Genomic DNA, 22,850 nt, shown 5'->3' with positions numbered 1-22,850 from the left:
TCCGCGTGGACGAGCGCTCCGCCCCCCTGCCGTACCCCAGTGGCTGGTTCTGCGTCGGCCGGTCCCGGGACCTGCCGCCCGGGCGGGTCCGCACGGTCCGGCTGATGGGCGAGGACGTGGTGCTGTACCGGACCCGCCGGGGCGCGGTGCGCGCGGTCGGCCCGCACTGCCCGCACCTGGGCGCGCACTTCGGGGCGGGCGGGAAGGTCCGGGGCGAGGAGCTGGTCTGCCCGTTCCACGGCTTCGCCTTCGGCCCGGACGGCTCGTGCACCGGTTCGCCGGACGGCATCCGGTTCCGCGGCGCCCTGGCCGGGCGCCGGCTGTGCGAGCGGGACGGCGCGCTGTTCGTCTGGTGCGGCCCCGGCGGCGGCCCGGGCAACGGTTCGGGCGGCGGTCCGGACGGCGGCGCACCGGACTGGGAGCTGCCGCCGGCCCTCGGGGTACGGCCGCTGGCGTGGTGGAGCGGGGACGTGCTCTCCCACCCGCAGGAGGTGATGGAGAACAGCGTCGACTTCCGGCACACCCGGGTGCTGCACGGCCTGGACACCCGGGAGACCGCCCCGCCCGAGGTGGCCGGGCCGCTGTTCACCGTCCACCAGCGCACCACGACCCGGTTCCCCGGGCTGGGCACGGTGAGTCTGGAGCAGCCGGTGACGCTGTTCGGCCTCGGGCTGATGCGCATGGAGGTCGAACTGCCGCAGGTGGGCGGCACCTTGCGGGTGTGGGTGCTGCCGACGCCGGTCGCGCCGTGGCGGACCAGGGTGCGCTTCGCGGTGACCGCCACGGTGCCGGTGCCGGGGGTCGGCGCGGCGCGGGCCGTCGACCGGGCGGCCTCCTGGGCGGCGCTCCAGGCCTCGGTGCGGATCATCAAGCAGGACCGCCCGGTCCTGGACCACAAGCGGTACCTGGCGCAGCCCCGGCTCGTCCCCGGGGAGCGCTCGATCGGGCTGTTCCGCCGGTGGGCGCGGCAGTTCTACCCCGGGTTCCACCCCGAGCCCGCCCCCGGGTTCCACCCCGACGCCCGCGCCGGGCTCCAGCCGGAGCCGGACGCCTCCTGAGCCCCGGCCGGCGCGGCCGGCGGCTCCCAGTCCGGGTCGGGCAGCCCGGGGACGGCCCGCCCCTCGGCCTGCCAGCGCCGGGCCAGTTCGGCGTAGATGGGCGTCTCCGGACCGGGTTCCGCCACGGGTTCCGCCACGGGTTCCGGCACGGGCGCCGCCCACGACTGCTCCGGCGGCCGCTCCGGCGGTCTGTCCGGAGCGCCGTGCAGGATCGTTTCCTCAGCCAGCGGCCGCTCCGGTTCCGGCAGCCTCCCAAAACCACTCACACCCGGCCAACGCGCCCCGCCCGTACCGGGACACGGCCACGTCAACCCGGCTCCCCGCAGGTCAACCCCCTGCGGGGAGCCGCCAGTGCGCAGGAAGTCGGCCCACCCGACTTCCTGCGCACGTCCTGTGCGCCGCCCCGCAGACGCGAGTTCGAAGACGGGCCCTACCGCCGCAGCCCCGCCGCCAGCAGCTCGGCGACTGTGGCGAGCTTCACCCGGGGCCGCCCCTCGGCCTCGCCCCGCTCGCGTTCCGCGCGGTCCACCGCCCGTAGCTCCCGCAGCCCGACCGCGTCCGGCCGCCGCTTGCGCACCAGCCGTTCGAAGTCGCCGCGCCCCGCCTCCGGGACGGGCAGCGCGCGGGCGGTCGCGTCGTCCAGCAGCGCGCCCACCGTCTCCCGGGCGCAGGCCCGGTTGGCGCCGATCCCGCCGGACGGCCCGCGCTTGGCCCAGCCCACCACGTACGTCCCCGGCAGCGGCCGTCCGGTCGCCGGGTCGACGACCCGCCCCGCCCGGTGCGCGACCGTCCCGGTCCGCTCGTCAAAGGGCAGCCCGGGCAGCGGGACGCCCCGGTGCCCGATGGAGCGCACCACCAGCCCGGCCCGCAGCACGTCCCGTACCCCGGTGCCCTCGACCCGGCCGTCCGCCGCCGGGGCGGTCCGCTCGACGGTCAGCGCCTCGACCCGCCCCTCCCCGGACAGCTCGACCGGCGCCGACAGGAACCGCAGCACGATCCGCCGCCCCGGCCCGGGCGCCGCGTCACCGTCGTGCGGCACCAGCGGCAGCCCGGCGAGCAGCGCCGCCCCCGACGCCGTACCCGACCCCGCTTCCGCCTCCGCTTCCGCCTCCGCCTCCGCCGCCGCCGCCTCGATGGCCGCCCGGACCTCCGGGTGGTCGGCCACCACCACCTCGACGCCCGGCAGCCGCCGCAGCGCCAGGAACTCCGCCCTGCTCCACGCCGCCTGCCCGGGGCCGCGCCGGGCGAGCAGCACGACCTCCCGGACCCGGCTGCGGCGCAGCGCGGCCAGGGCGTGGTCGGCGATGTCGGTGGCGGCGAGCCGGTCGGGGTCGGTGAGCAGGATGCGGGCGACGTCCACCGCGACGTTGCCGTTGCCGACCACCACCACGCGCTCCGCCGACAGCTCCACCGCGTCGGCGGGCACCGTCGGTTCGGCGTTGTACCAGCCGACGAAGGCGGTGGCGGGCAGGCTGCCCGGCAGGTCCTCGCCGGGTATGCCGAGCCGGCGGTCGGCGGCCGCGCCGACCGCGTACACCACCGCGTGGTGGTGGGCGGCGAGCTCCTGGTGGGTGAGGTCCGTGCCGATCTCCACGTTCAGGTGCATCCGCAGCCGCGGGTCGTGGAAGACGCTCGCGAAGCTCTCCGCGATCCGCTTGGTGGACTGGTGGTCGGGCGCGACGCCGTGGCGCAGCAGGCCGCCGGTGACCGGCAGCCGGTCGATCATGGTGATCTCGGCGCTGGTGCCGCGCAGCAGTTCCTGCGCGGTGTACCCGGCGGACGGGCCGGTGCCGACGACGGCGATCCGCAGCGCGCCGACTTCGGCCGGCAGGCTGCGCGGGAAGCTGGGCGCGCCCCAGGCGTGGTCGTTGGGGTGGTCGCGGAACCAGTCGCGGTTGAGGTCGCCGAACACGGTGTCGGGTCCGCGCAGCCGGTCGACCGGGAACACGGCGTCCACCGGGCAGGCGTCCGCGCAGGCGCCGCAGTCGATGCACGCCCGCGGGTCGATGTAGAGCGTGTCGGTGGTGCCGAACTCCGGTTCGTCCGGGGTCGGGTGGATGCAGTTGACCGGGCAGACGGACACGCACGAGGCGTCGTTGCAGCAGGTCTGGGTGATCGCGTAGGCCATGGCCGGGGTGGGTCCTCGCTGCGCGTGGGGGATGGGGCGGCTCGGTGGTGACGGTCCGTCAGAGCATGTGCACCCGGCGGTAGACGGCCGCCGAGCGACTGGTGAGCAGGCCGGTCTCGGCGAGGAAGGCCATCAGGTGCCGGGAGCTGGTGCGCATCATCGCCTTGCGGTGCTCGCTGGCCCGCACCTCGGCGAGCGCCCGCTGCACGTCGAGCCCGGCGGCCTTGTACACACCCGGGTGCACCATGCTGGTGACGATGACGTACGCGCCCACGGCGATGCCGGTGGCCGAGGCGCGCCGGCGGGCCGGGCTCGCGTGGCGCATCCGCTCGCGGATCTCCTGCCGGGCGAACTTCATGTGCCGGGACTCCTCGACCACGTGGATCCGGGAGGTGCCGCGGACGATCTCCAGCACCTTCTCGCCGCGCATCCAGTCGCGCTGCATGACGTCGAGCACCTCTTCGGCCACCAGGATGCCGCCGTAGGCGAGTTCGCCCTTGGCGAGCGCCTTGAAGGCGCGCCCGGCCTGGGCGATCACCTTGTTCGGGCGGTAGGCGGGGACGCCCATCTTGGCGCAGGCGCGGGCGAACATGATCGAGTGGCGGCACTCGTCGGCGATCTCGGTGAGCGCGAACTGGAACTCGGCGGTGGCGGGGTTCTTGAGGTACTGGTCGCGCAGCACCATCTGCTGGAGGATCATCTCGAACCAGATGCCGGTGTTCATGATCGAGCAGACCTCGTGCCGGGTGAGCGTGACCCGCTGGCGCTCGGTCATCTCGTCCCACAGCCGGGTGCCGTAGAGGGTGCTCCACTCCGGGTTGAGGCCGTAGTGGTCGTCCGGGAGGGGGGCGTCCCAGTCGATCTCGGTCGAGGGGTCGTAGGAGAGGGTGGCGGCCGACTCCAGCAGCCGCTTCGAGACGTCGTCGTCGGCCGTGGTGTGGCCGTGCCCCGTCTGCCAGGTGAGAGCCATGGCTGCCTCCAGGTGCCTGTTCCGCGGGTTCCCGCTCACCCGCTTATTAGACGGACAGTACAATAAGAGCCGGTCGCCGAGAACCCCCTGCGCGACAGCGATCCGGCGCGTGACCGTACGGCTCACGCCCCCCTTCTGCCTCCGGGCACGCCCCCTTCCGCCTCACGATCACACCCCCCTTCCACGTCCGGCCCCGCCCCGCCTTCCCGCCTCACGGCACGGCGAAGGGCGGGACCCGCCCGCCGCCGGGGTCCCGCCCTTCGCCGCAAGCCCTCCGGCGCGCCGCCGCTACCCGCCGATCGCCTGCCGCAGCGCCTCCGCCGCCTCGGCCGTCGCCTCCCGGAAGCGGTGGCCGATGCCGATGTAGCTGGCGTACCCGTGGATAAGGTCCGACTGCCGGCTCAGCCGCACCGCGACCCCGGCCTCCTCCAGCGCCCGCGCGTACGCCTCGCCCTCGTCGCGCAGCGGGTCGAAGCCCGCGGTGCCGATGTACGCGGGCGGCAGGCCGGTCAGGTCCTCGGCGAGCAGCGGCGACAGCCGCGGGTCGGTGCGGTCGGCGGGCGCGGGCGCGTACCGGTCGGCGAACCAGTCCATGTCGGCGCTGGTCAGGAAGAACCCGTCGGCGAACAGTGCGCGCGAGGGGCGCCGGGTCGAGGCGTCGGTCGCCGGGTACAGCAGCAGCTGGAACACCGGCGCGGGGCCGCCCCGCCGGACCGCCTGCTGGGCGGCGACGGCGGCCAGGTTGCCGCCCGCGCTGTCCCCGCCGACCGCGATCCGCTCCGGGTCCGCGCCCAGGTCGGCGGCCTTGGCGTAGGCGTAGTCGAACGCGGCCAGCGCGTCCTCGGCCGCCGCCGGGAACGCGTGCTCGGGCGCCAGCCGGTACTCCACCGACAGCACCCGCACCCGCGCCCGCTGGGCGAGGAAGCGGGCGACGTGGTCGTGGCTGGCCCGGCTGCCGACCACCCAGCCCCCGCCGTGCAGGAGGACCAGCAGGCCGGAGCCGGCCGCCAGCCCCTCCGGGGTGTACAGCGTCGCGGCCAGTTCGCCGTGCTCCTGCGGGATGCCGACGCTCCGCGCGGCCACCGTACGGTTGCGCGGCCCGCCCACCAGGTGCCGCGCGTGCTCCATCGCGGCGCGCGACGGCCCGACCCCGCCCGACATCACCAGGGACGCCCCGGACAGCTGTTGGAGCTTGAGTATCAACTGCGCGTCCAGCGCGAGCGTCTGCCCGTCGAGGACCACCGGCTTGCCCGCGACGGCCCGCCGCAGGCCCTCGGGCAGCGCGTACGCGGCGCGGACGACGGCGGCCTGGATCCGAACGGGCGGTGGGATCGTCATCTCTTCTGCCTCCTGACGGCGGCCCTGGAACGGTGTCGGGGCGGTTCTGCCGGGGCCGGGAGCCCATGATGGGCCCCTCCCACCGGACGCGGAAGCCCCCTGGACGCCGTCTGAACCCGCCCTCGACCCCGCCCTCGACCCTGCCGCCCGCCCGCTCACCCCGTACTCGAGGCCACCTCCAACCGCCGTGCCCGGGAGGCCAGATGGCGCCGCTCCGGGGCGCTCGCCGTCCGGGCCGCCGCCTCCCGGTAGGCGCGGGCGGCGGCCGCCGGGTCGGTGCCGAGCCGGTCGAGCAGGTGCGCCCGGACGGCGAGCAGCCGGTGGTGCCGGGCCAGGCGCCGGTCCCCGGCCAGCTCCGCCACCAGTGCCAGCCCCGCCTCCGGCCCGTGCACCATCGCGACCGCGACCGCCCGGTTGAGCGCGACCACCGGGTTCGGGTCGAGGCGCAGCAGCAGGTCGTACAGCGCCAGGACCTGCGGCCAGTCGGTCTCCCGCGCCGTCGCCGCCTCCCCGTGCACCGCGGCGATCGCGGCCTGCACCTGGTACGGCCCGGCCTGCCCGCGCGGCAGCACCGAGGCGATCAACTCCAGCCCCTCGTCCAGCAGTTCACGGTCCCACCGGCCGCGGTCCTGCTCGTCCAGCGGCACCACAGCGCCGTGCGCCCCGGTACGGGCCGGCCGGCGGGCGTCGGTCAGCAGCATCAGCGCGAGCAGCCCCGCCGTCTCGGCGTCCCCGGGGGTGAGCCGCCGCAGCAGCCGGGTCAGCCGGATCGCCTCCTCGGACAGCCGCGGCGCGGTCAGCTCCTCGCCGCCGCTCGCCGTGTAGCCCTCGTTGAAGACCAGGTACAGCACGTGCCGGACCTCGCCCAGCCGCCCCGCCCCGCCCTCCGGGAGGGACTCTCCCCCACCGAGGGACAGTCCCCCGCCCACGGTCCTCAGCGTCTGCTTCGCCCGGCTGATCCGCTGCGCCATCGTCGCCTCGGGCACCAGGAACGCGGCCGCGATCTGCGCGGTGGTCAGGCCGCCGACCGCGCGCAGGGTCAGCGCGATCCGGCTCGGCACGGACAGCGCCGGGTGGCAGCAGAGGAACAGCAGCGCGAGCGAGTCGTCCGCCGCCGGGTCGGGCGCGTCGGCCGCGGGGGCCAGCAGCGCCGACTGCGGCGTGGCCAGCGCCAGCGCCTCCTCCCGGCGGCGCCGCGCCGAATCGCTGCGCACCCGGTCCACCAGCCGCCGGTCCGCGACCGTCACCAGCCAGCCCCTCGGGTTGCCCGGCACCCCGCCCTCCGGCCACTGCGTCGCGGCGGCCAGCAGCGCCTCCTGCACCGCGTCCTCGCACGCGTCGAACGCCCCGCCGTGCCGCCGCACCAGCACGCCGAGGACCTGCGGCGCCAGTTCGCGCAGCAGGCCCTCGACGGCACCGGTCGTTCCGCTCACTCGCACACGGGGAGGTCGCCCGCCACGGACTCGTGCAGGATCGGCCACAGCTCCACCGGCTCCACGTCCGCGAACGGCATGTCCGCCGCGATCTGCTGGGCCCGCTCCAGGCTCTCGCAGTCCAGCAGGTAGAAGCTGGCCACGTACTCCTTGGTCTCCAGGTACGGCCCGTCGGTGACCACCGGCACCCCCTCCGCCCGCCGCACCAGCTGCGCCGCCGCCGCGTCCGCCAGCCCGTACGCGCCGACCAGCTCCCCGCTCTCCCGGTACCGCGCGTTGAACGCCTCCTGCCTGGCGATCGCCTCCGGCCACGCCTCGGCCGGGAAGGAGTCCCACTTGGCCTGGTTGCCGTAGATCATCGCGACGTACTTCATTCCGGGTGTCCCCTCCGTCTCACGCGCCCCGTCGGCGCGCCGTCACCTCTCAGTCGGAGCGGCGGAACCCGGCCTCTACATCAGCCGACGACTTTCCCGAGGAATCTTTCTCGCGCCCCTGACCCCACAGACGATCAAGGTACGGCAGCCGCCGGCCACCCGGCGCTCAGGAGTTGCGCCGGTCCTCCGCGTCGAAGGACGTGAGGGCCCGGGCCCCCGGTTCGAGGGCCTGGCGCAGGGCGGCCAGGACGGTTGGGTCCAACCCTCCCACGGCGTCGGCGAGTTCCTCGGCCACGTCCGCCGCGATCTCCGCCGCCACGGCCTGTGCCGGCGTGCGGGGGCCGAGCTTGCTGACGGCGGCGGCGGCGCGGGTGGGGGTGAGCAGGGCCGAGGCCTGGACGAGGAGCCAGGCGGGGACGCCGGCCGCGCCCTCCGGCGGGGGGAGGTAGGGGCGGGCGCCGTCGTAGCGGTCGTCCTCGGCGAAGGCCCGCTGCTTCACCTTCACGAGCGGACGGGCGGTGGCGGACTCGTGCCATTCGCCGGCCGGTTTGAGGACGTACCCCTCGGCGAGGTTGTCCGGCAGCTCGGGCAGGCCGAGCAGGGCGGGCACCCGGCTGGGGTAGCGGACCGGCAGGTCGTGCAGGGTGTTCAGCGGGCCGTGGTCGAGCAGGGGGACGCAGGTGAGTCCGGCGGCCCGCGCGGCCGTGCGCAGGGTCCGGTCGGCGATCCACCAACGGCCTTCGGGTGTCTCGACGGTGGCGTCGAAGGGCAGCCAGCGCAGGCCGGGGGCGTACCAGACGCCGGTCTGGACCGGGTCGACGCCGGGGACGGCGGGCACCCCGGGGTGCGGGTAGCGGCCGCCGGCCAGTTCGCCGTAGACCGTCACCACGGCGGCGGCGCCCCACGGTTCGCGCACCGCGGCGGCGAACCGGGCGGCCGCGACGGAGAGTTCGGGCCAGATCCGGCTCACCCCGAAGAAGCCGTCCAGCCCCTCGTCGTCCAGCAGTTCACGCCGTTTCGCGGCCCGTACGGTGCCGCCTTCGCAGACCACGGCGAAGTGCGCCCCGTGCACCTTCTCGGCCGCGGTCCACTCGCGGCTGCCGGGCCCGCCGGAGCGGCCCCGGGCGGGGATCTTGGGGTAGGGCCGCAGCCCGGGCCCGTCGGACACCGTCTCGAACACCGTCTCGGACACGAACGGAATCCTCGCCGCCGGGGCCGCCGCCTGGCAACCGGGATTTCCCGGCCCGGACGACGACCCGGGTCGGACCGACGACCCGGGTCGGAGCGGCAACCCGGGTCGGAGCGGCAACCCGGGTCGGAGCGGCGCGGGTCAGACCCCCCACTCCGCGCGCAGCGCCGCGAAGGCCTCGTGGAACCCCGGGAAGGTCTTCCGCACGCAGCCCGGGTCGTCGAAGGTGATGCCGGGGGTGCGCAGCGAGGTGACGGCGAAGGACATGACGATCCGGTGGTCGGAGTGGGTGATGACCTCGGCCGGGCGGGGCGTGCCGGGCCGGATCTCGATCCAGTCGTCCCCGGTGGCCACGGTGACGCCCATCGCGCGCAGGTTGTCGGCGCAGGCCTCCAGGCGGTCGCACTCCTTGACCCGGGTGTTGTGGACGTCCTCGATCCGCACCGGCCCGGTGGCGAACGGGGCGATGGCCGCGAGGGTGGGCATGGTGTCGGAGATGTCCCGCATGTTGACGGTGATCCCGCCGAGCGGGCCCTCGCCGGCCACCGTGGTGCGGTCGGCGCCGACGTCCACCCGGGCGCCCATCCGCCGCAGCACGTCGACGAAGCGCAGGTCGCCCTGGAGCGCGTCCCGGCCGAGGCCGGGGACGGTGACCTCCCGGCCGGCCAGGGCCGCCGCGGCGAAGAAGTAGCTGGCGGTGGAGGCGTCCGGCTCGATCGGGTAGTCGGCGGCCCGGTAGCCGCCGGGGGGCACCTCGAACAGCTCGCCGGCGGGCGTCCGCTCCCGCTTCACCTCGACCCCGAAGTCGCGCATCATCGCCAGGGTGATGCCGATGTACGGCGCGGAGACCAGCCGGGTGACGGTGATCCGCAGGCCGTCCCGGGTGAGCGGGCCGAGCAGCAGCAGCGCGGTCAGGTACTGCGAGGACTGCCCGGCGTCCAGGGTGAGTTCACCGCCGCGGACGCCGTCGGCGAGGACCGTCAGCGGGTGGTGCCCCTCGGCCTCCTCGTGCCGCAGGTCCACGCCCAGGTCGCGCAGCGCCCGGGTGAGCGGGGCGACCGGGCGGCGGCGCATCTGGGCGGAGGCGTCGAAGCGGTACGTGCCGTGGCCGGCGGCGGCGAGGGTGGGCAGGAAGCGCGCGGTGGTGGCGCCGTCGCGGCAGTACACCTCGGCCTCCGGGACGGCGGGACCGGCCGGGCGGCCCTCCACCCGCCATGCCGCGGCCGTCCGCTCGATCCGGTACCCGAGGGTGTCCAGCCCCTGCGCGAAGCCCTCGGTGTCGTCCGAGGACAGCGGCCGGCGCAGGGTGGTCACGCCCTCGGCGGCGGCGGCCAGGAACAGCGCCCGGGCGGTGATGGACTTGGACCCGGGGATCTCCACAGCAGTCACGGCAGGCTCTCCCAACTCGAGTGTCCGACAGGTGTCTCCGGTGACGTCGGGCCCGATCCTGCCCGACCCGGCCACCGCCGTGGCCGACCATCCACGGACTGGACGGTGACGGGGGCGACAACAGTGGGCGAAGGCTTCAGCCGCGTGCCGAGGGGCCGTTTCAGCAGCGCGCCCAGAGCCCGGCCAGGTGCGTGTGCAGGACCTCCTCCGCCTCCGCCACCGTCCGGTGCCCGACCAGTACGTGCGCGGTGAGCCCGTCGGCGAGGGCGAGCAGCGTACGGGCCTCGGTCCGCGCGTCCACCGCCCCGGCGGTGTCCGCCCCGCCCAGCGCCGATCCCCCGGCCGCCGGCCCGCCCGCCGTCGCCCCGCCCAGCGCCGATCCCCCGGCTGCCGGCCCGGCCGCCGCCTCCGCGACCAGCCGCACCACCAGCTCCTCCAGCGCCGCGTAGCTGCTCCGCAGGGTGGCCGCCAGCGCCGGGTTGACGGCGGCCCCGGCGACGAAGGCGAGCCAGATCCTGGCCTCGGCCCGGTGTTCCTCGCGCAGCAGCGCCACCTCGCCCGCCACCAGCCCGAGTTCGGTGGCCGCCGACTGCGCAGGGCCGGCCGTGAGCCGGTTCCGCACCCGCGCGGTGACCCGCTCCCCGACGTGCGCGAGCGCGGCCAGCAGCATCTCCTCCTTGGTGCGGAAGCAGCGCTGGACAGCCCCCATCGAGACCTCCGCCCGGGTGGCGACGTCCCGCAGGGTGACGCCCTCCAGCCCGTGCTCGTCCACCAGCAGGCAGACGGCCTCGGCGATCCGCCGGCGCCGGCCCTCGTGGTCCACCTGTTTCGGCATGCCCGTCCTCCTCGCCGCCGTGCTCTCCGAACTTCGATATTCCGATGCAAGCGTATCGGTTCCGGGCTAGGGTTCGTTCCGTTCCGATGCGACCGCATCGGAACGAGCCCGACGACCCGCCGAGGAGCGCCCCCATGTCCCTGTGGAGCAAGCCCGCCACCGAACTCGCCGCCGCCGTGCGCGGCGGCGAGGTGTCGGCCCTGGAGGTGGTGGACAGCCACCTGGCCCGGATCGACGAGGTCAACCCCCGCTTGAACGCCGTCACCCAGCTCCTCGCCGACCGGGCCCGCGCGGCCGCGCGGGACACCGACCGCCGCCGGGCCGCCGGCGAGCCCCTCGGGCCGCTCGCGGGCGTGCCGTTCACCGTGAAGGAGTGCACCCCGATCGCCGGCGTGGCCACCACCTTCGGCACCCCGCGCTTCCGCGACCACGTCGCCACCGACGACGCCGTCCCGGTGGCCCGGCTGCGCGCGGCCGGGGCGATCCCGATCGGCCACAGCAACCTGCCGACCCTGATCCTCGCCGGGATGCACACCCGCAGCGAGCTGTACGGCGACACCTACAACCCCTGGGACCGGCGCCGCACCCCGGGCGGCACCAGCGGCGGGGACGGCGTGGCCGTCGCCGCCGGGATGGCCCCGCTCGGGCTCGGCAACGACTCCGGCGGCTCGGTCCGCATCCCCGCCTCCTTCTGCGGGGTCGCCGCCCTCGATCCGACCACCGGCCGATTCCCCGCCGACCAGCGCCTGATCGGCCCGGACGACCCCGGCCCGGCCTCCCAGGTCCTGGTCACCGACGGCCCGTTGGCCCGTACGGTCGCCGACCTGCGGCTCGCCTACGAGACGCTGGCGGGCACCGACCCGCGCGACCCGCGCGCCGTGCCCGTCCCGCTGTACGGCGAGCCGCTCGCCGCCCCCGTCCGGGTCGCCGTCGTCGCCGACCCGGGCGGCCACGGCGTCCACCCCACCGTCCGCCGCGCCGTCGAGACCGCCGCCGACGCGCTGCGCGACGCCGGGTACGACGTCCAGGAGGTCCCCGACGTCCCGCGGCTGGACGAGGCGCTCGACACCTACCACCGCCTGACCGGCACCGAGTTCGCGCCGAACTGGCCCGCCGTCCGGCAGCTGCTGGGCGAGGGCGGCGACCGCTTCATCGAGCTGACGATGCGCAGCTCCCCGCCCGTGGACGGCCCCGGCCTGATCCGGCTGCTGGGCACCTGGATGAACATCCGCCGCTCCTGGGCGGAGTTCCTGCACGCGTACCCGCTGCTGCTGGGCCCGGTGTTCACCGAGCCGCCGGTCGAACCAGGCCTGGAGTCGCGGGACCAGGCGGGCCGGGACCGGGTCGCCTCGGCCATGCGGCTCTGCTCGGTGACCAGCTTCGTCGGCGTCCCGTCCGTCGCCGTCCCGACCGGTCTCGCCGCGGACGGCCTCCCCACCGGTGTGCAGCTCGTCGGCCGGGCCTTCCGGGAGGACCTCTGCCTGGCCGCCGCCCAGGCCGTCGAGGACCGCCTCGGCACCCTCGCCCCGATCGACCCGAGGCCGTAAGCCGCAGGCCGTAAGCCGCAGGCCGTAAGCCGCAGGCCGCACGCCCGCACACCGCAGGCCGCAGGCCGCAGGCCGCACCGACCGCCGGGGCTGCCCCCGCCGTGGCCACATCACCGTGGCCGCACCGCCGCTCAGGCGCCGGGCAGCCCCGGCACCACCAGCCCGCTCTCGTACGCGATCACCACCGCGTGGGTCCGGTTCTGCGCGCCGAGCTTGCCCAGCACGTTCCCGACGTGCGTCTTCACCGTCTCCTGACTCACCGCGAGGGCCTGCGCGATCTCCGGATTGGAGAGCCCGGTCGCCATCAGCCGCAGCACCCCCTCCTCCCGGCCGGTCAGCGCCGCCCGGGGCAGCGCCTCGGCCGACTCCAGCGGCCGGGCCGCGACCATCCGGCGCAGCGCGGCGGGGAACAGCACCGCCTCCCCGGCGGCCACCACCCGTACCGCCTCGGCGATCTGCGGGACGGGCCGCCGCTTCAGCACGAAGCCGCTGGCGCCGGCGCTCAGCGCGGCGGTGACATAGCCGTCGTTCTCGAAGGTGGTGATCACCACGACCTTGGGCGGGTCGGCGTCCTTCAGCAGTTCGCGGGTCGCCTCGATCCCGTTGCGACGCGGCATCCGCACGTCCATCAGCACCACGTCCGGGCGCAACATCCGTACCTGCTGGACCACTTCGACGCCGTCGGCGGCCCGCCCGACCACCGTGATGCCCTGTTGGGCGCCCAGCAGGGTGCTCAGGCCGCTGCGGGTGACGGGGTCGTCGTCGGCGATCAGGAGGGTGACGTCGGGCGCCGCCCCAGCGGCGGGGTCGGCCACCCTGTCCTCACCGCTCCCGCTCACGCCGACCACCGCATCGGCAGCCGGACCGCCAGCCGCCACTGCCCCTCGCCGTACGGGCCGGCCTCGAACTCGCCGTGCAGCAGCCGCACCCGCTCGGCCAGCCCGGGCAGGCCGTGCCCGGAGGTCGGGAAGCCGCCCGCCCCGGCCCCGTCCGCCACTCCGTTGACCACGCTCAGCTCCAGCTCGTCCGCCCCCGCCGCCACCCGCAGCTCGATCGTCCCGCCCGAGCCGTGCCGCAGCGCGTTGGTCAGCCCCTCCTGGACGATCCGGTACGCGGCCCGGGAGAGCGTGCCCTGCACCTGCGCCAGGTCCCCGGTGGTGCGCGGCGCCACGACGGCGCCCGCGTGCCGGAGCCGGTCGATCAGCTCGGGCAGGTCGGTGAGGGTGCGGGTCGGCGCGGTGCCGGACTGCTCCTCGCGCAGCGCGCCGAGCACGTAGTCGAGGTCCTCCAGCGCGGCCCGGGTCGACTCCTCGATGCTGCGCATGGCGGCCCGCGCCGCGACCGGGTCGTCGGCCAGCACCTCGCCCGCGACGGCGGCCTGGATGGTGGCGGCGGTCAGGGTGTGCCCGATGGAGTCGTGCAGTTGGTGGGCCAGCCGGTTGCGTTCGGCCAGCAGCCGCTCCCGCTCGGCGGCCATCGCGAGCCGCTCGGCCGGCGAGGGCCCGAGCAGCCGGGGCGCCAGCCACCGCAGCGCGCCCGACACGGCCACGAACAGCGCCACCGCGAGCACCAGGGCGAGCACTCCGACGATCCAGGCCCAGACGCCCGTCACGTCCGTGGCCCAGCCGAGGAGGCTGACCCGCGCCGTGCCCTCCGCCCAGCGCCCGGGCAGCGCCACGGCCGTCACCAGCAGCGTGCTGCCGCCGATCAGCACCGTCCAGCCCAGTGCCACGTGCGCCACCACGAACGCCGGCGTCCGCCACCACTCCGCCGCGGCGGCCCCCTTCACCGGGGCGGGCACCGCGACGCCCAGCGTCCTGCGCGCCCCCGCCGCCAGCACCCGGCGCACCACCCGGGGCAGCCCGCACAGCCCGAGCAGCACCGCCCACAGGGGCAGCGCCACCCAGACCGAGTCCGGCCGGCCCGACAAGCCCAGCGGCACCCCGAGCGCCACCATCGCCACCGGCAGCGCGGCCACTGCCCCGACCACCGCGAACAGCACACCCGTATACGTCGACCCGCGCAGCAGCGGCTTCAGTCCCTTGATCATGTCCGCCAGTATCACCGGCCTTCGCACCCTCGCCCTCCCCCGATCGAGGGAGGATCTCCGCAGGTCCGCGCCGTGCCCCCGCGCCGTCCGCCACCCGCCGGCTCCGCCGACTCCGCCGAGCGCGACGCGGCTCCCCGCGGCGGGGCCCCGGGCGCGGTCCCACGCCGCCCGCCCGAGCGCCGCCCGTCCGAGGGCCGCCGACCTTCACCGACGAGGGCCCGCGTCGAACTCGGCCGGAACGCGACCACTCGTTCGCGTGATTCGGGGTCGAAGCCACCGCCGGGGCCGCCGGAGATCAGACCATCGCAAGGATGACGATCAATCAAAAGCTCTTCCGGCAAGGCCTGTTGGCGACCGCGTCCACAGCCACGGCACTGGCCGTCACGACCGGCACCACGACGGCCGCCCCGGCCGCACCCGCCCAGCGGGACGGCGGCCCGCAGGCCTACCGGGTTTCCGTCCGGGCCGGTGGGGCCTGGGAACTGCCCCCCGGCCTGACCTCCTTCACGGTGTACGTCCAGGGTTCCGGCGGCGGCTCCGGCGGCGGCTCCGGCGGCGGCGGCTCCGGAAGCGGCTGGAGCGGCGGCCGGGACGCCACCGAGGGCACCACCGGCAGCGGCGGCCCGGCGATCGCACCCGGCTGACGCAGCCGGGCGGAGGCGCAACGACGCCCGCCCCGGCACCCCCACCGCCCCGCTCGGCCGAACCACGGGAAATCGGCCGCCGCCCCGGATCCGCACCCCTCCCGACCTGCCCGATGCGGATCCGGGGGTGCGGATTCCGGCCGTTTCGGTGATCGGCCTGCCAACGAACGGACGGTGGCCGAGACTTGGCCACCGGACCGGGCACCCGACCAGCCTGACTCCGACGGAACGTCAATTCGCTTGATCCACAAGGTCATTGAAGAGACAGGAGTTTCCGGATGGCTGGTTCATCCACCCCGCGCACGGCCGCCCTCGCCGCCGCCGCGACGGCCGTCGCCCTGCTCCTCGGCCCGGTACCCGCCGCAACGGCCGACCCGGGCGCACCGCTCCCGACCTCCCACCTGCTCCCGACCCCCCACCTCCTACCGCTGCCCGCCAACGCCGGCCCGCTCAGCACCGCGTCCAGCCTGAACAACGCGGGCGACGTCCTCGGCGAGTGCTACCTGGACATACCCGGCCGGTTCGCCCCGCGCGCCCTCCGCTGGAACACCGGCACCCTCGGCTACACCGCCCTGGAACCGCTGCCCGGCGAGACCGGTACCCGCCCGGGCGCCATGAACGAGGCGGGCACCGCGGTCGGGGTCTCCTTCGCGTCGCTGACCGACAACCACCCGGTCCGCTGGGCCCTCGACGGCACCCCGACCGCCCTGGAACTGCCGGCCGGAGCCCGGGGCGGCGGCGCGTCCGGGATCAACAACGCCGGTGTCGCGATCGGCAGTTCGTACGACGCGGTGTTCCGCCCCGTGCCCGTGAAGTGGCGGGCCGACGGCACCCGGGTCGCCCTGCCCCTGCTGGACGGCGACGACACCGGCTCGACCACGGCCGTCAACGACGCGGGCTTCGTCATCGGCTGGTCCGAACGACGTCTCAGCGGCGAGCCCCGGAAGCGCGCGGTGGTCTGGAGCCCGTCGGGCACCGTGACCGCGCTGCCGCTCCCGCCTGGGATCGACGTGGCCGGGGTCTACCGGATCACCGACGCCGGTGTGATCGTCGGCCCCGGACGGCGAGAGGGGAGCACCGAGCTCGACCGGGTGGTGCTCTGGGCGGCGGACGGCACCGTCCGGGACATCGGCGAGGGCCGGCCGAACTCCATCACCAACACCGACACCGTCGTCGGGGCGGCGTTCGACGCCGCCCGCTCCCTGCACGCCGCCTACTGGAACCCGGACGGCACCCGGACGCTGCTCGACGGCCCGGCAGGCCAACAGAGCACGGCGCGCACGATCAACAGCGCGGGCACCGCCGTCGGCACCGCGACGGGTTCGGACTGGGACCACGGCACGGCACTGCTGTGGAAGCGCGACGGGACGGCCGTCACGCTCCCGCCGTCCTCGCTCAGCCCGTACGCCTCGGCCTCCCTCGTCAACGAGTCCGGGGTGATCGTCGGACACGCCACCGTGCCCGGCGAGCAGTCGCTGCCGCGCGCGATGGTCTGGAAGCCCTGATGGCCACGACCCGTAGTCGCCCCGACGAAACAGGAGTTCTCCGCATGACCGGTTCACGCACTTCTCGTACGGCCGCCCTCGCCGCCGCCGCGACGGCCGCCGCCCTGCTCCTCGGCCCGATACCCGCGGCGGCTGCCACTCCCGCCCACTACTTGGCCTCCCCGCAGTTCCTGCCGACCCCGCCGGACACCGCCTACAGCACGGTGTGGGGCCTGAGCCGCGACGGCGCCGTCGTCGGCGAGTACTTCGCGAAGACCCCCGGCCAGTCCGGTCCGCGCGCCATCCGCTGGAGCCCCGACCACCTCGGCTACACCGTCCTGGCGCCGCTGCCCGGCGACCTGTCCAGCCGCCCGAGCGGGTACAACGACACGGGCACCGTGGTCGGGGCCTCCTTCGTATCGCTGAGCGACAACCACCCGGTCCGCTGGGCCCCGGACGGCACCCCGACCGCGCTGGAGCTGCCGGCCGGGGTCCGCGGCGGCGGCGCGGGAGCGGTCAATGACGCCGGTGTCGTGGTGGGCGGCTCGTACGACGAGGTCTACCAGCCCAAGCCCTTGAAGTGGCGGGCCGACGGCACCCGGGTCGACCTGCCGCTGCTGCCCGGCGACACCATGGGCTCGACCGCCTCCGTCACCAACGCGGGCTTCGTCGCCGGCAGTTCCGTACGGCGCCTCGCCGACGGCGACTACCAGGAGACCCCGGTGCTCTGGAGCCCGACGGACACGGTGACCGCGCTCCCGCTCCCGCCGGGCGTCGACGGCGCCCGGGTGGACCGGATGACCGACGACGGCGTGGTGCTCGGGCACGGGCGGCGGGCCGGCGGCACGGAGTTCGACCGGGTGCTGGTCTGGACGGCCGACGGCACCGTCCGCGACGCCGGCTACGGCCGGACACGGGCCGTCAACAGCGCGGGCACCGTCGTCGGGGCCACGTTCGACGCGGCGCACTCCACGTTCGCCGCCCGCTGGAACCCGGACGGCAGCCAGACCCTGCTCGGCGGCCCGGCGGGCCGGCAGAGCGAGGCCATGGCGGTCAACAACGCGGGTACCGCCGTCGGCAGCGCCCAGGGCCCGGACTGGACCCGCGCCACCGCCCTGCTGTGGCAGCCCGACGGGACGACCGTCACGCTCCCGCCGTCCCCGCTCAGCCCGTACGCCGAGGCCAGGTACATCAACGACGCCGGACTGGTCGCCGGTCACGCCGTCGAGCTGAACGCGGCCGGCCAGCCGGTCGCGTCCCACCCCGTGGTCTGGAAGCCCTGACGCGGAACGGCCGGTCCCCTCTCGGACCGGCCGTTCTCCGCCCCGCTCCGGCGCGGGCCCGAGGGCGTCGCGCAGCATGGTGCGGGAGGTGATGCCGAGCCGCTCGTAGATCTGGTACAGGTGCCCGCCGACGGTCCGGTGCGAGAGGAACAGCCGTTCGGCGATCTGCTTGTTGGTGAGTCCGGAGGCGGCGAGGCGGGCGATCTCCAGCTTCTGGGCGCTCAGGCCGTGGGTGTTCGAGGCGTCGGACCGCGGCCTGCTCGCGCCCGTCGCCCGCAGTTCGTTCCGCGCCCGCTCGGCCCACGGCCGGGCATCCGGCTCCTCGAACACCTCCAGGGCGGCGGCGAGTTGGACCCTGGCCCGGACCGTCGCCCGGGCCCGGCGGAGCCGTTCGCCGTGGGCGAGCCGGACCCGGGCCTGGTCGAAGCACCACCGGTCGGCTCCGGGGGTGTCCAGCGCGAGGGCGAAGCGGCGCAGGGCGTCCCGGTCGTCCTCGGCGCAGAGGGCGGCCGACGCCTCCAGCAGCATGGCGTGCCGGGAGGACACCGCGCCGAGGCGGTCGAGGTAGAGGGCGCCGGTGCCGACCCGGGTGACCAGGACGGGGTCGGGCTCGTCCGCCAACGAGGCCAACCGCAATCCACGGCCCCGTGCGCCCGGCGGCCGGTCGGCCCTCGGGTCGGCCGGCCGCCGCCGCGTCTCCTGACGCACCGCCTCCTCCGCCCGGACGACCTCGGCGATCGACCGCCCGAGCGGCCGTTTCCGCAGGTCGGCGCGGCGCGCCTGACGCACCGTGGGCACCGTTCGGATGGCGACCCCGCTTGCGCGGGGCGGCGGCACGTGTCCCGCTGGTTCCGGCGGGCCGATCGGCGCCGCCGCTCATGACCTCGAATCCCACGGAGGAAACCACCATGCGTGCTCTCAAGCGTGTCCTGGCCGTCAGCGCCCTCACCGTCCCGCTCGTGATCGGCACCGCCAGCCTCGCCTCGGCCCAGGAGGGTCTGGACGCGTCCTGGGGCAAGGGCCAGTTCATCGCCAACGAGAACGGCGCCGGCATCGCGGCCGCCGAGTCCTCGGTCAGCCCCGAAGGCGTCTCGCACGCCGACTTCTGGGTCTGGGCCGACGACAGCGGCGTCTCCGGCTCGTTCACCGGCTCGGGCGCCACCTGGCAGCAGGGCTGACGATCCCCGCACCGCCGCCGGACGTACGGGGCCCCGGGACAGGGCCCCCGCCGAACCGGATCCCGGAATGAGGGAACGGCCGGTCGACCACGAAGGTCGACCGGCCGTTCCCATGGGCCTGCCCGGAGAGGAACCCCATGCCGCGGGCCCGCAGGGCTGCTCCGCCCGAACGACCTCGGCGGATGATCGCCCGATCGGCCATTTCCGCAGGTCGGCGCGGCGCGTCTGACGAACCGTTAGGCCTGTTCGGATGGCGGCCTCGCTTGCGGGGGCTGGCGGTGCGTGTCTGGCTGGTTCCGGCGGGCCGATCGGCGCCGCCGCTCATGACCTCGAATCCCACGGAGGAAACCACCATGCGTGCTCTCAAGCGTGTCCTGGCCGTCAGCGCCCTCACCGTCCCGCTCGTGATCGGCGCCGCCGGCATCGCCTCGGCCCATGGGGGCGTCAACGCGGCCTGGGGCCAGGGCTTCTTCACCGCCGGCCCGGACGGCGCCGGTGTCGCGGGCGCCGAGTCCTCGGTCAGCCCCGAGGGCGTCTCGCACGCCGACTTCGGGATCTGGTCCGACGACGAGGGCGTCACCGGTGGGTTCACCGGCTCGGGCGCCACCCTGGTGAACGGCTGACGGACCCCGCACCACCGGACGTACGGGGCCCCGGGACAGGGCCCCCGCTGAACCGGATCCCGGAATGACGAAACGGCCGGTCGACCACGAGGTCGACCGGCCGTTCCCGTGTCCCCACCCGGAGAGGAACCCCATGACCCGGGCCCCCAGGCCCTCGGAACTGGCGCGGCGGGCATGGGCGGCGAACCGGCCGCTGGCCGGCACGGCCGCCCTGATGACCCTGATGCTGGCCGTCGCCCTGGTCGGCCTGCTCGCCGATCCCCGGTCGATCACCGGGCAGCCCGCCTGGGCGAAACCGGCCCGCTTCGCGCTCTCGATCGGCCTCTACACCCTCACCCTGCTCTGGTTGCTCACCTTCGTCCGCGGCCACGACCGCCTCGTCCGGGTCGTCTCCCGGGTGACGGCCGTGTCGCTGGTCGTCGAGATGGCCCTGATCGCCGCCGCGGCGGCGGCCGGCACGACCAGCCACTTCAACTTCGCCACCCCGGCGGCGACGGCGGTGTGGATGACGATGGCCGCCTTCATCGTCGCCACCTGGGCGATGGCCCTGGTGGTCGTCGTGCTGCTGCTGCGTCAGCGGGTGCGGCCGCCGGTGTTCGCGTGGGGGCTGCGGCTGGGCATCGCCGTGAGCGCCCTCGGCATGGCCGTCGCGTTCCTGATGACGCTGCCGACCTCCCCGCAGCGCGCGGCCGCCAGGCGGGGCCACGGCCTGCCCGTCGTCGGCGCGCACACCGTCGGGCTCGCTGACGGCGGCCCGGGAATGCCCGTCACCGACTGGAGCACCCTCGGCGGCGACCTGCGGATCCCCCACTTCCTCGGCCTCCACGCGCTCCAGGTGCTGCCGCTGCTCGGCTTCCTCCTCGCCACCCGGCCGCGCGGGCTGTCCGAGCACCACCGGGTCGCGCTGATGGGGATCGCCGGGGCGGCCTACCTGGGCCTGGTGCTCGTCCTCCTCTGGCAGGCGCTGCGCGCCCAGCCGGTCACCGCTCCCGACGCGGCGACCGTGGCCGCGCTGCTGGCGCTCGGAGCCGTCGCGGGCGTGGCGGTCTTTGAGGTCCTCCGCCGCGCCCGCCGCGTGGAGGGCCGGTAGCCGGAACGGCCGGTACGGGACGGCCGCCATTCGAACCAAATCCCGGTCACACGGTCTGCCCCGGGGCCTCCGATTGGTACGCAGGCAGACCGGGATCGGTGGGCGGTCCCGCGAACAAGGGAGAAGCGAGGACATGAAGAACCTCCGGGTCGCAACAGCCGCCGTCTGCGCACTTGCGGGCGCTTTCGCGGGCACGGCGTCGGCAGCGGTCGCCCGGCCCGCGGACACCGGCCCGAGACCCGTCGCGACCCACGTCCCGCCCGCCCCCTCCGGCGGCCGGGGCGTCGTCCCCGGCGACCCCGAACTGCGCCCGCTGACCTGCGAGAACGGCCACATCTTCTACGGCTGGGACGGCACCCCCCGCACCTCGTCCGACTTCGTCGGCCTCTACACCACGAAGCCCGACCCGGCCGACACCAGCAGGAACCGCCTCGCCTACGCCTTCGTCTCCTCCGCCGGCGCCGTCCGGCACTCGTTCGACTCCGAGTACCAGAGCGGCACCGGCCTGTGGGCCGCGTACTGGACCCGCGACGCGGACTCGGAGACGTACGTGATCGTCAGCGAGGAAGGCCCGAGCAGCAAGTTCTGCAGCTGAGCCCTCTCGGCACCGGCCGGTCGACCGTCGGGTCGACCGGCCGTCACCCGTGGCGGGCCGGGAGGACCGGCCGTCACCCGTGGCGGGCCGGGAGGACCGGCCGGCCACGGCATTCGACCACCACAGGAAGGAAGGCGAGGCAATGAGGAACCCCTGGGTCGTGGCAGCCGCCGCGTGCGCGCTTGCGGGAACCTTCGCGAGCACCGCGTCGGCAGCCCCCTCGGACCGGACGGCCCATGTCCGCAGCGGCCCCGAGGTGCGCCCGCTGAGGTGCGAGAACGGCCGGATCCACTTCGGCTGGGACGGCGCCACCTACGACTGGACCGACTTCGTCACCCTCACCCGCGGCAGGCCCGACCCGGGCTCCACCGCGAACCGCGTCGCCTTCCGCTACGTCACCTCCGAGGACGGCACGGCCGTCCGGCACTCCTTCGACTCCGAGCTCCAGAGCGGCACCGGCCTGTGGACCGCGTACTGGACCTACGACGTGGACCTGAACAGGAACGTGATCGTCAGCGAGGCCGGCCCGGAGGACAAGCTCTGCACCTGACCCCACGGTGTCGGCATCAGTCGCTGGAGCCGTCCTCCCCCACCGGCCGCGCGGACTGCACCGGGTACGGGAAGCTGGCGGCCCCGCGGCCCGGTTCGAGGGTGACGGCGAGGCCGCCGTACGCGGGCGACTCGTAGAAGCACCAGGCGACGTGGCTGGTGTTGACCACGCTCTCGACGGGCGGCTCGATCAGCAGCCGCGGCTGCCGGATGTGCACCAGCAGGCCGTGGAAGTCGAGTTCGGTGAACGCGCACACCGTACGGCCCCGGGGCCGGGCGAGTTGCCGGGGCACGGACGGCGCGCCCGCCGCCGGGATCACGGCCGCGCTCGCGATGGCGGCGGCGGTCAGCGAGACGGCCGCCCGTCTCGGCACGGACCACTCCAACGCCAACTCCCTTCCGATGCACCGGTGATCGGCGGTATCGCCGTTCGGGAGGGGGATCCCACCCCGGAGGGGAGGGGTAAACGGCGCCGGGGAAAGTCGTAAGTACACACACCGGGCGGCGTGGTGGCGAATCCGTCATCCGACCATGGGGAAGGGCACGCGAAGGGGCTCGACGGCCAGGCCGCCGAGCCCCTCGTCAGTCACTCACCGGGCCGGGTGCACCCGGCCCGCCGCGGCCCGCGTCAGCCCGGGAGCTGGCCGCTGCAGTTGACCAGCCAGGCGCCGAGCTCCGGGGAGTGGTCGCCGCCGTGGTTCGAGGCGTTGTAGGCCCGGCTGACCGCGTTCTTGATGGAGCCGCCGGTGGCCGGGCCGACGACGCCGTCCGGGCTCAGGCTGTGGCCGCTCTGGTAGTGCACGACGGCGTTGTAGGTGAGGCCGCCGAAGTCGTTGTCGACCTGGAGACCGGCGCTGTCCACGTAGTTGAGGCCCTGCTGGAGGCAGCCGACGGCCGAGCCGGAGCTGCCCTTCGCGAGGGTGCTCGCGGCGCTGGCGGAACCGGCGGTCAGGGCGACGACGGCGGTCGCGCCCACGGCCAGGGCGGCGGCGCGGCGGGTCCAGGTGTTGATGCGCATGATCAGTGCCTCTCCTTGAGTTCCGGCTGGCGCCGGCCCCCCGCGGATCGTCGTCCGTCGCGGGGCCGGCGTGGC

Annotated in this window: 22 protein-coding genes and 1 pseudogene; 10 read left to right on the top strand and 13 right to left on the bottom strand. The window is 75.5% G+C overall.

What is annotated here, in order from left to right:
- The first annotated feature begins 5 nt into the window (after positions 1-5).
- Positions 6-1,058, top strand: a complete 1,053-nt coding sequence (locus tag ACLWS4_RS12945) for an aromatic ring-hydroxylating oxygenase subunit alpha (protein ID WP_380777542.1) — start codon at positions 6-8, stop codon at positions 1,056-1,058.
- Positions 1,059-1,488: 430 nt separating this feature from the next.
- Here the strand turns inward: ACLWS4_RS12945 and ACLWS4_RS12940 are convergent, their stop codons facing one another.
- The 8 genes from ACLWS4_RS12940 to ACLWS4_RS12905 all read right to left on the bottom strand — a co-directional run bounded on the left by ACLWS4_RS12940 (position 1,489) and on the right by ACLWS4_RS12905 (position 10,714).
- Positions 1,489-3,186: a 4Fe-4S binding protein gene (locus tag ACLWS4_RS12940; RefSeq protein WP_416874190.1), complete on the bottom strand. Its 1,698-nt coding sequence runs from the start codon at positions 3,184-3,186 to the stop codon at positions 1,489-1,491.
- A 58-nt stretch (positions 3,187-3,244) separates the two neighbouring features.
- On the bottom strand, positions 3,245-4,156 hold the full coding sequence (locus ACLWS4_RS12935; RefSeq protein ID WP_049656586.1) for an AurF N-oxygenase family protein: 912 nt from the start codon (positions 4,154-4,156) through the stop codon (positions 3,245-3,247).
- Between the two features lie 288 nt (positions 4,157-4,444).
- Positions 4,445-5,494 carry an alpha/beta hydrolase gene (locus ACLWS4_RS12930; RefSeq protein ID WP_416874189.1) on the bottom strand — a complete coding sequence of 350 codons (1,050 nt, stop codon included), beginning with the start codon at positions 5,492-5,494 and terminating at the stop codon, positions 4,445-4,447.
- A 155-nt stretch (positions 5,495-5,649) separates the two neighbouring features.
- Entirely contained in the window at positions 5,650-6,927 is a 1,278-nt protein-coding gene (locus tag ACLWS4_RS12925; protein ID WP_416874188.1) for an RNA polymerase sigma factor, read from the bottom strand.
- Entirely contained in the window at positions 6,924-7,301 is a 378-nt protein-coding gene (locus ACLWS4_RS12920; protein ID WP_416874187.1) for a YciI family protein, read from the bottom strand. Before ACLWS4_RS12920 ends, ACLWS4_RS12925 begins: the two co-directional genes overlap by 4 nt.
- Positions 7,302-7,467: 166 nt before the next feature.
- Positions 7,468-8,493: an RNA ligase family protein gene (locus ACLWS4_RS12915; RefSeq protein ID WP_416874186.1), complete on the bottom strand. Its 1,026-nt coding sequence runs from the start codon at positions 8,491-8,493 to the stop codon at positions 7,468-7,470.
- A 138-nt stretch (positions 8,494-8,631) separates the two neighbouring features.
- Positions 8,632-9,879 carry a 3-phosphoshikimate 1-carboxyvinyltransferase gene (gene aroA / locus ACLWS4_RS12910; RefSeq protein ID WP_416874185.1) on the bottom strand — a complete coding sequence of 416 codons (1,248 nt, stop codon included), beginning with the start codon at positions 9,877-9,879 and terminating at the stop codon, positions 8,632-8,634.
- Between the two features lie 160 nt (positions 9,880-10,039).
- Complete coding sequence (locus tag ACLWS4_RS12905) at positions 10,040-10,714, bottom strand: TetR/AcrR family transcriptional regulator (protein WP_416874184.1); 675 nt, start codon at positions 10,712-10,714, stop codon at positions 10,040-10,042.
- A gap of 134 nt (positions 10,715-10,848) precedes the next feature.
- Here ACLWS4_RS12905 and ACLWS4_RS12900 point away from each other — a divergent pair, with 134 nt between their 5' ends.
- Entirely contained in the window at positions 10,849-12,261 is a 1,413-nt protein-coding gene (locus ACLWS4_RS12900; RefSeq protein WP_117489864.1) for an amidase, read from the top strand.
- 131 nt (positions 12,262-12,392) lie between these two features.
- On the opposite strand, the gene ACLWS4_RS12895 is transcribed toward ACLWS4_RS12900, so the two are convergent.
- On the bottom strand, positions 12,393-13,100 hold the full coding sequence (locus tag ACLWS4_RS12895; RefSeq protein WP_380778241.1) for a response regulator: 708 nt from the start codon (positions 13,098-13,100) through the stop codon (positions 12,393-12,395).
- Positions 13,097-14,311 carry a histidine kinase gene (locus ACLWS4_RS12890; protein ID WP_416874183.1) on the bottom strand — a complete coding sequence of 405 codons (1,215 nt, stop codon included), beginning with the start codon at positions 14,309-14,311 and terminating at the stop codon, positions 13,097-13,099. Before ACLWS4_RS12890 ends, ACLWS4_RS12895 begins: the two co-directional genes overlap by 4 nt.
- A 311-nt stretch (positions 14,312-14,622) precedes the next feature.
- On the opposite strand from ACLWS4_RS12890, the gene ACLWS4_RS12885 reads away from it, so the two are divergent.
- The 3 genes from ACLWS4_RS12885 (at position 14,623) to ACLWS4_RS12875 (ending at position 17,722) form a co-directional block, all read left to right on the top strand.
- Positions 14,623-14,955: a hypothetical protein gene (locus ACLWS4_RS12885; protein ID WP_416874182.1), complete on the top strand. Its 333-nt coding sequence runs from the start codon at positions 14,623-14,625 to the stop codon at positions 14,953-14,955.
- A gap of 278 nt (positions 14,956-15,233) precedes the next feature.
- Positions 15,234-16,460, top strand: a complete 1,227-nt coding sequence (locus ACLWS4_RS12880) for a hypothetical protein (RefSeq protein WP_416874181.1) — start codon at positions 15,234-15,236, stop codon at positions 16,458-16,460.
- Between the two features lie 44 nt (positions 16,461-16,504).
- The gene (locus tag ACLWS4_RS12875; protein ID WP_416874180.1) at positions 16,505-17,722 is read left to right on the top strand and encodes a hypothetical protein; all 1,218 of its coding nucleotides are present in this window, start codon (positions 16,505-16,507) and stop codon (positions 17,720-17,722) included.
- 84 nt (positions 17,723-17,806) lie between these two features.
- On the opposite strand, the pseudogene ACLWS4_RS12870 reads toward ACLWS4_RS12875, so the two are convergent.
- A pseudogene (locus tag ACLWS4_RS12870) lies at positions 17,807-18,250 on the bottom strand (helix-turn-helix transcriptional regulator); the annotation flags it as partial.
- 380 nt (positions 18,251-18,630) lie between these two features.
- On the opposite strand from ACLWS4_RS12870, the gene ACLWS4_RS12865 reads away from it, so the two are divergent.
- The 5 genes from ACLWS4_RS12865 (at position 18,631) to ACLWS4_RS12845 (ending at position 21,758) form a co-directional block, all read left to right on the top strand.
- On the top strand, positions 18,631-18,900 hold the full coding sequence (locus tag ACLWS4_RS12865) for a hypothetical protein (RefSeq protein WP_416874179.1): 270 nt from the start codon (positions 18,631-18,633) through the stop codon (positions 18,898-18,900).
- Positions 18,901-19,253: 353 nt separating this feature from the next.
- Complete coding sequence (locus tag ACLWS4_RS12860; RefSeq protein WP_416874178.1) at positions 19,254-19,523, top strand: hypothetical protein; 270 nt, start codon at positions 19,254-19,256, stop codon at positions 19,521-19,523.
- 133 nt (positions 19,524-19,656) lie between these two features.
- Positions 19,657-20,613, top strand: a complete 957-nt coding sequence (locus ACLWS4_RS12855; RefSeq protein WP_416874177.1) for a hypothetical protein — start codon at positions 19,657-19,659, stop codon at positions 20,611-20,613.
- 133 nt (positions 20,614-20,746) lie between these two features.
- Entirely contained in the window at positions 20,747-21,208 is a 462-nt protein-coding gene (locus ACLWS4_RS12850) for a hypothetical protein (RefSeq protein WP_416874176.1), read from the top strand.
- A gap of 142 nt (positions 21,209-21,350) precedes the next feature.
- On the top strand, positions 21,351-21,758 hold the full coding sequence (locus ACLWS4_RS12845; protein WP_416874175.1) for a hypothetical protein: 408 nt from the start codon (positions 21,351-21,353) through the stop codon (positions 21,756-21,758).
- 16 nt (positions 21,759-21,774) lie between these two features.
- Here ACLWS4_RS12845 and ACLWS4_RS12840 read toward each other — a convergent pair whose 3' ends face one another.
- Entirely contained in the window at positions 21,775-22,131 is a 357-nt protein-coding gene (locus ACLWS4_RS12840; protein WP_416874174.1) for a peptidase inhibitor family I36 protein, read from the bottom strand.
- A gap of 254 nt (positions 22,132-22,385) precedes the next feature.
- Entirely contained in the window at positions 22,386-22,775 is a 390-nt protein-coding gene (locus ACLWS4_RS12835) for a peptidoglycan-binding domain-containing protein (protein WP_117489846.1), read from the bottom strand.
- Between the last annotated feature and the right edge of the window lie 75 nt (positions 22,776-22,850).

The organism is Kitasatospora sp. SC0581 (assembly GCF_048159585.1).
Taxonomy (GTDB): domain Bacteria; phylum Actinomycetota; class Actinomycetes; order Streptomycetales; family Streptomycetaceae; genus Kitasatospora.
This window is presented reverse-complemented; position numbering and strand designations above follow the sequence as displayed.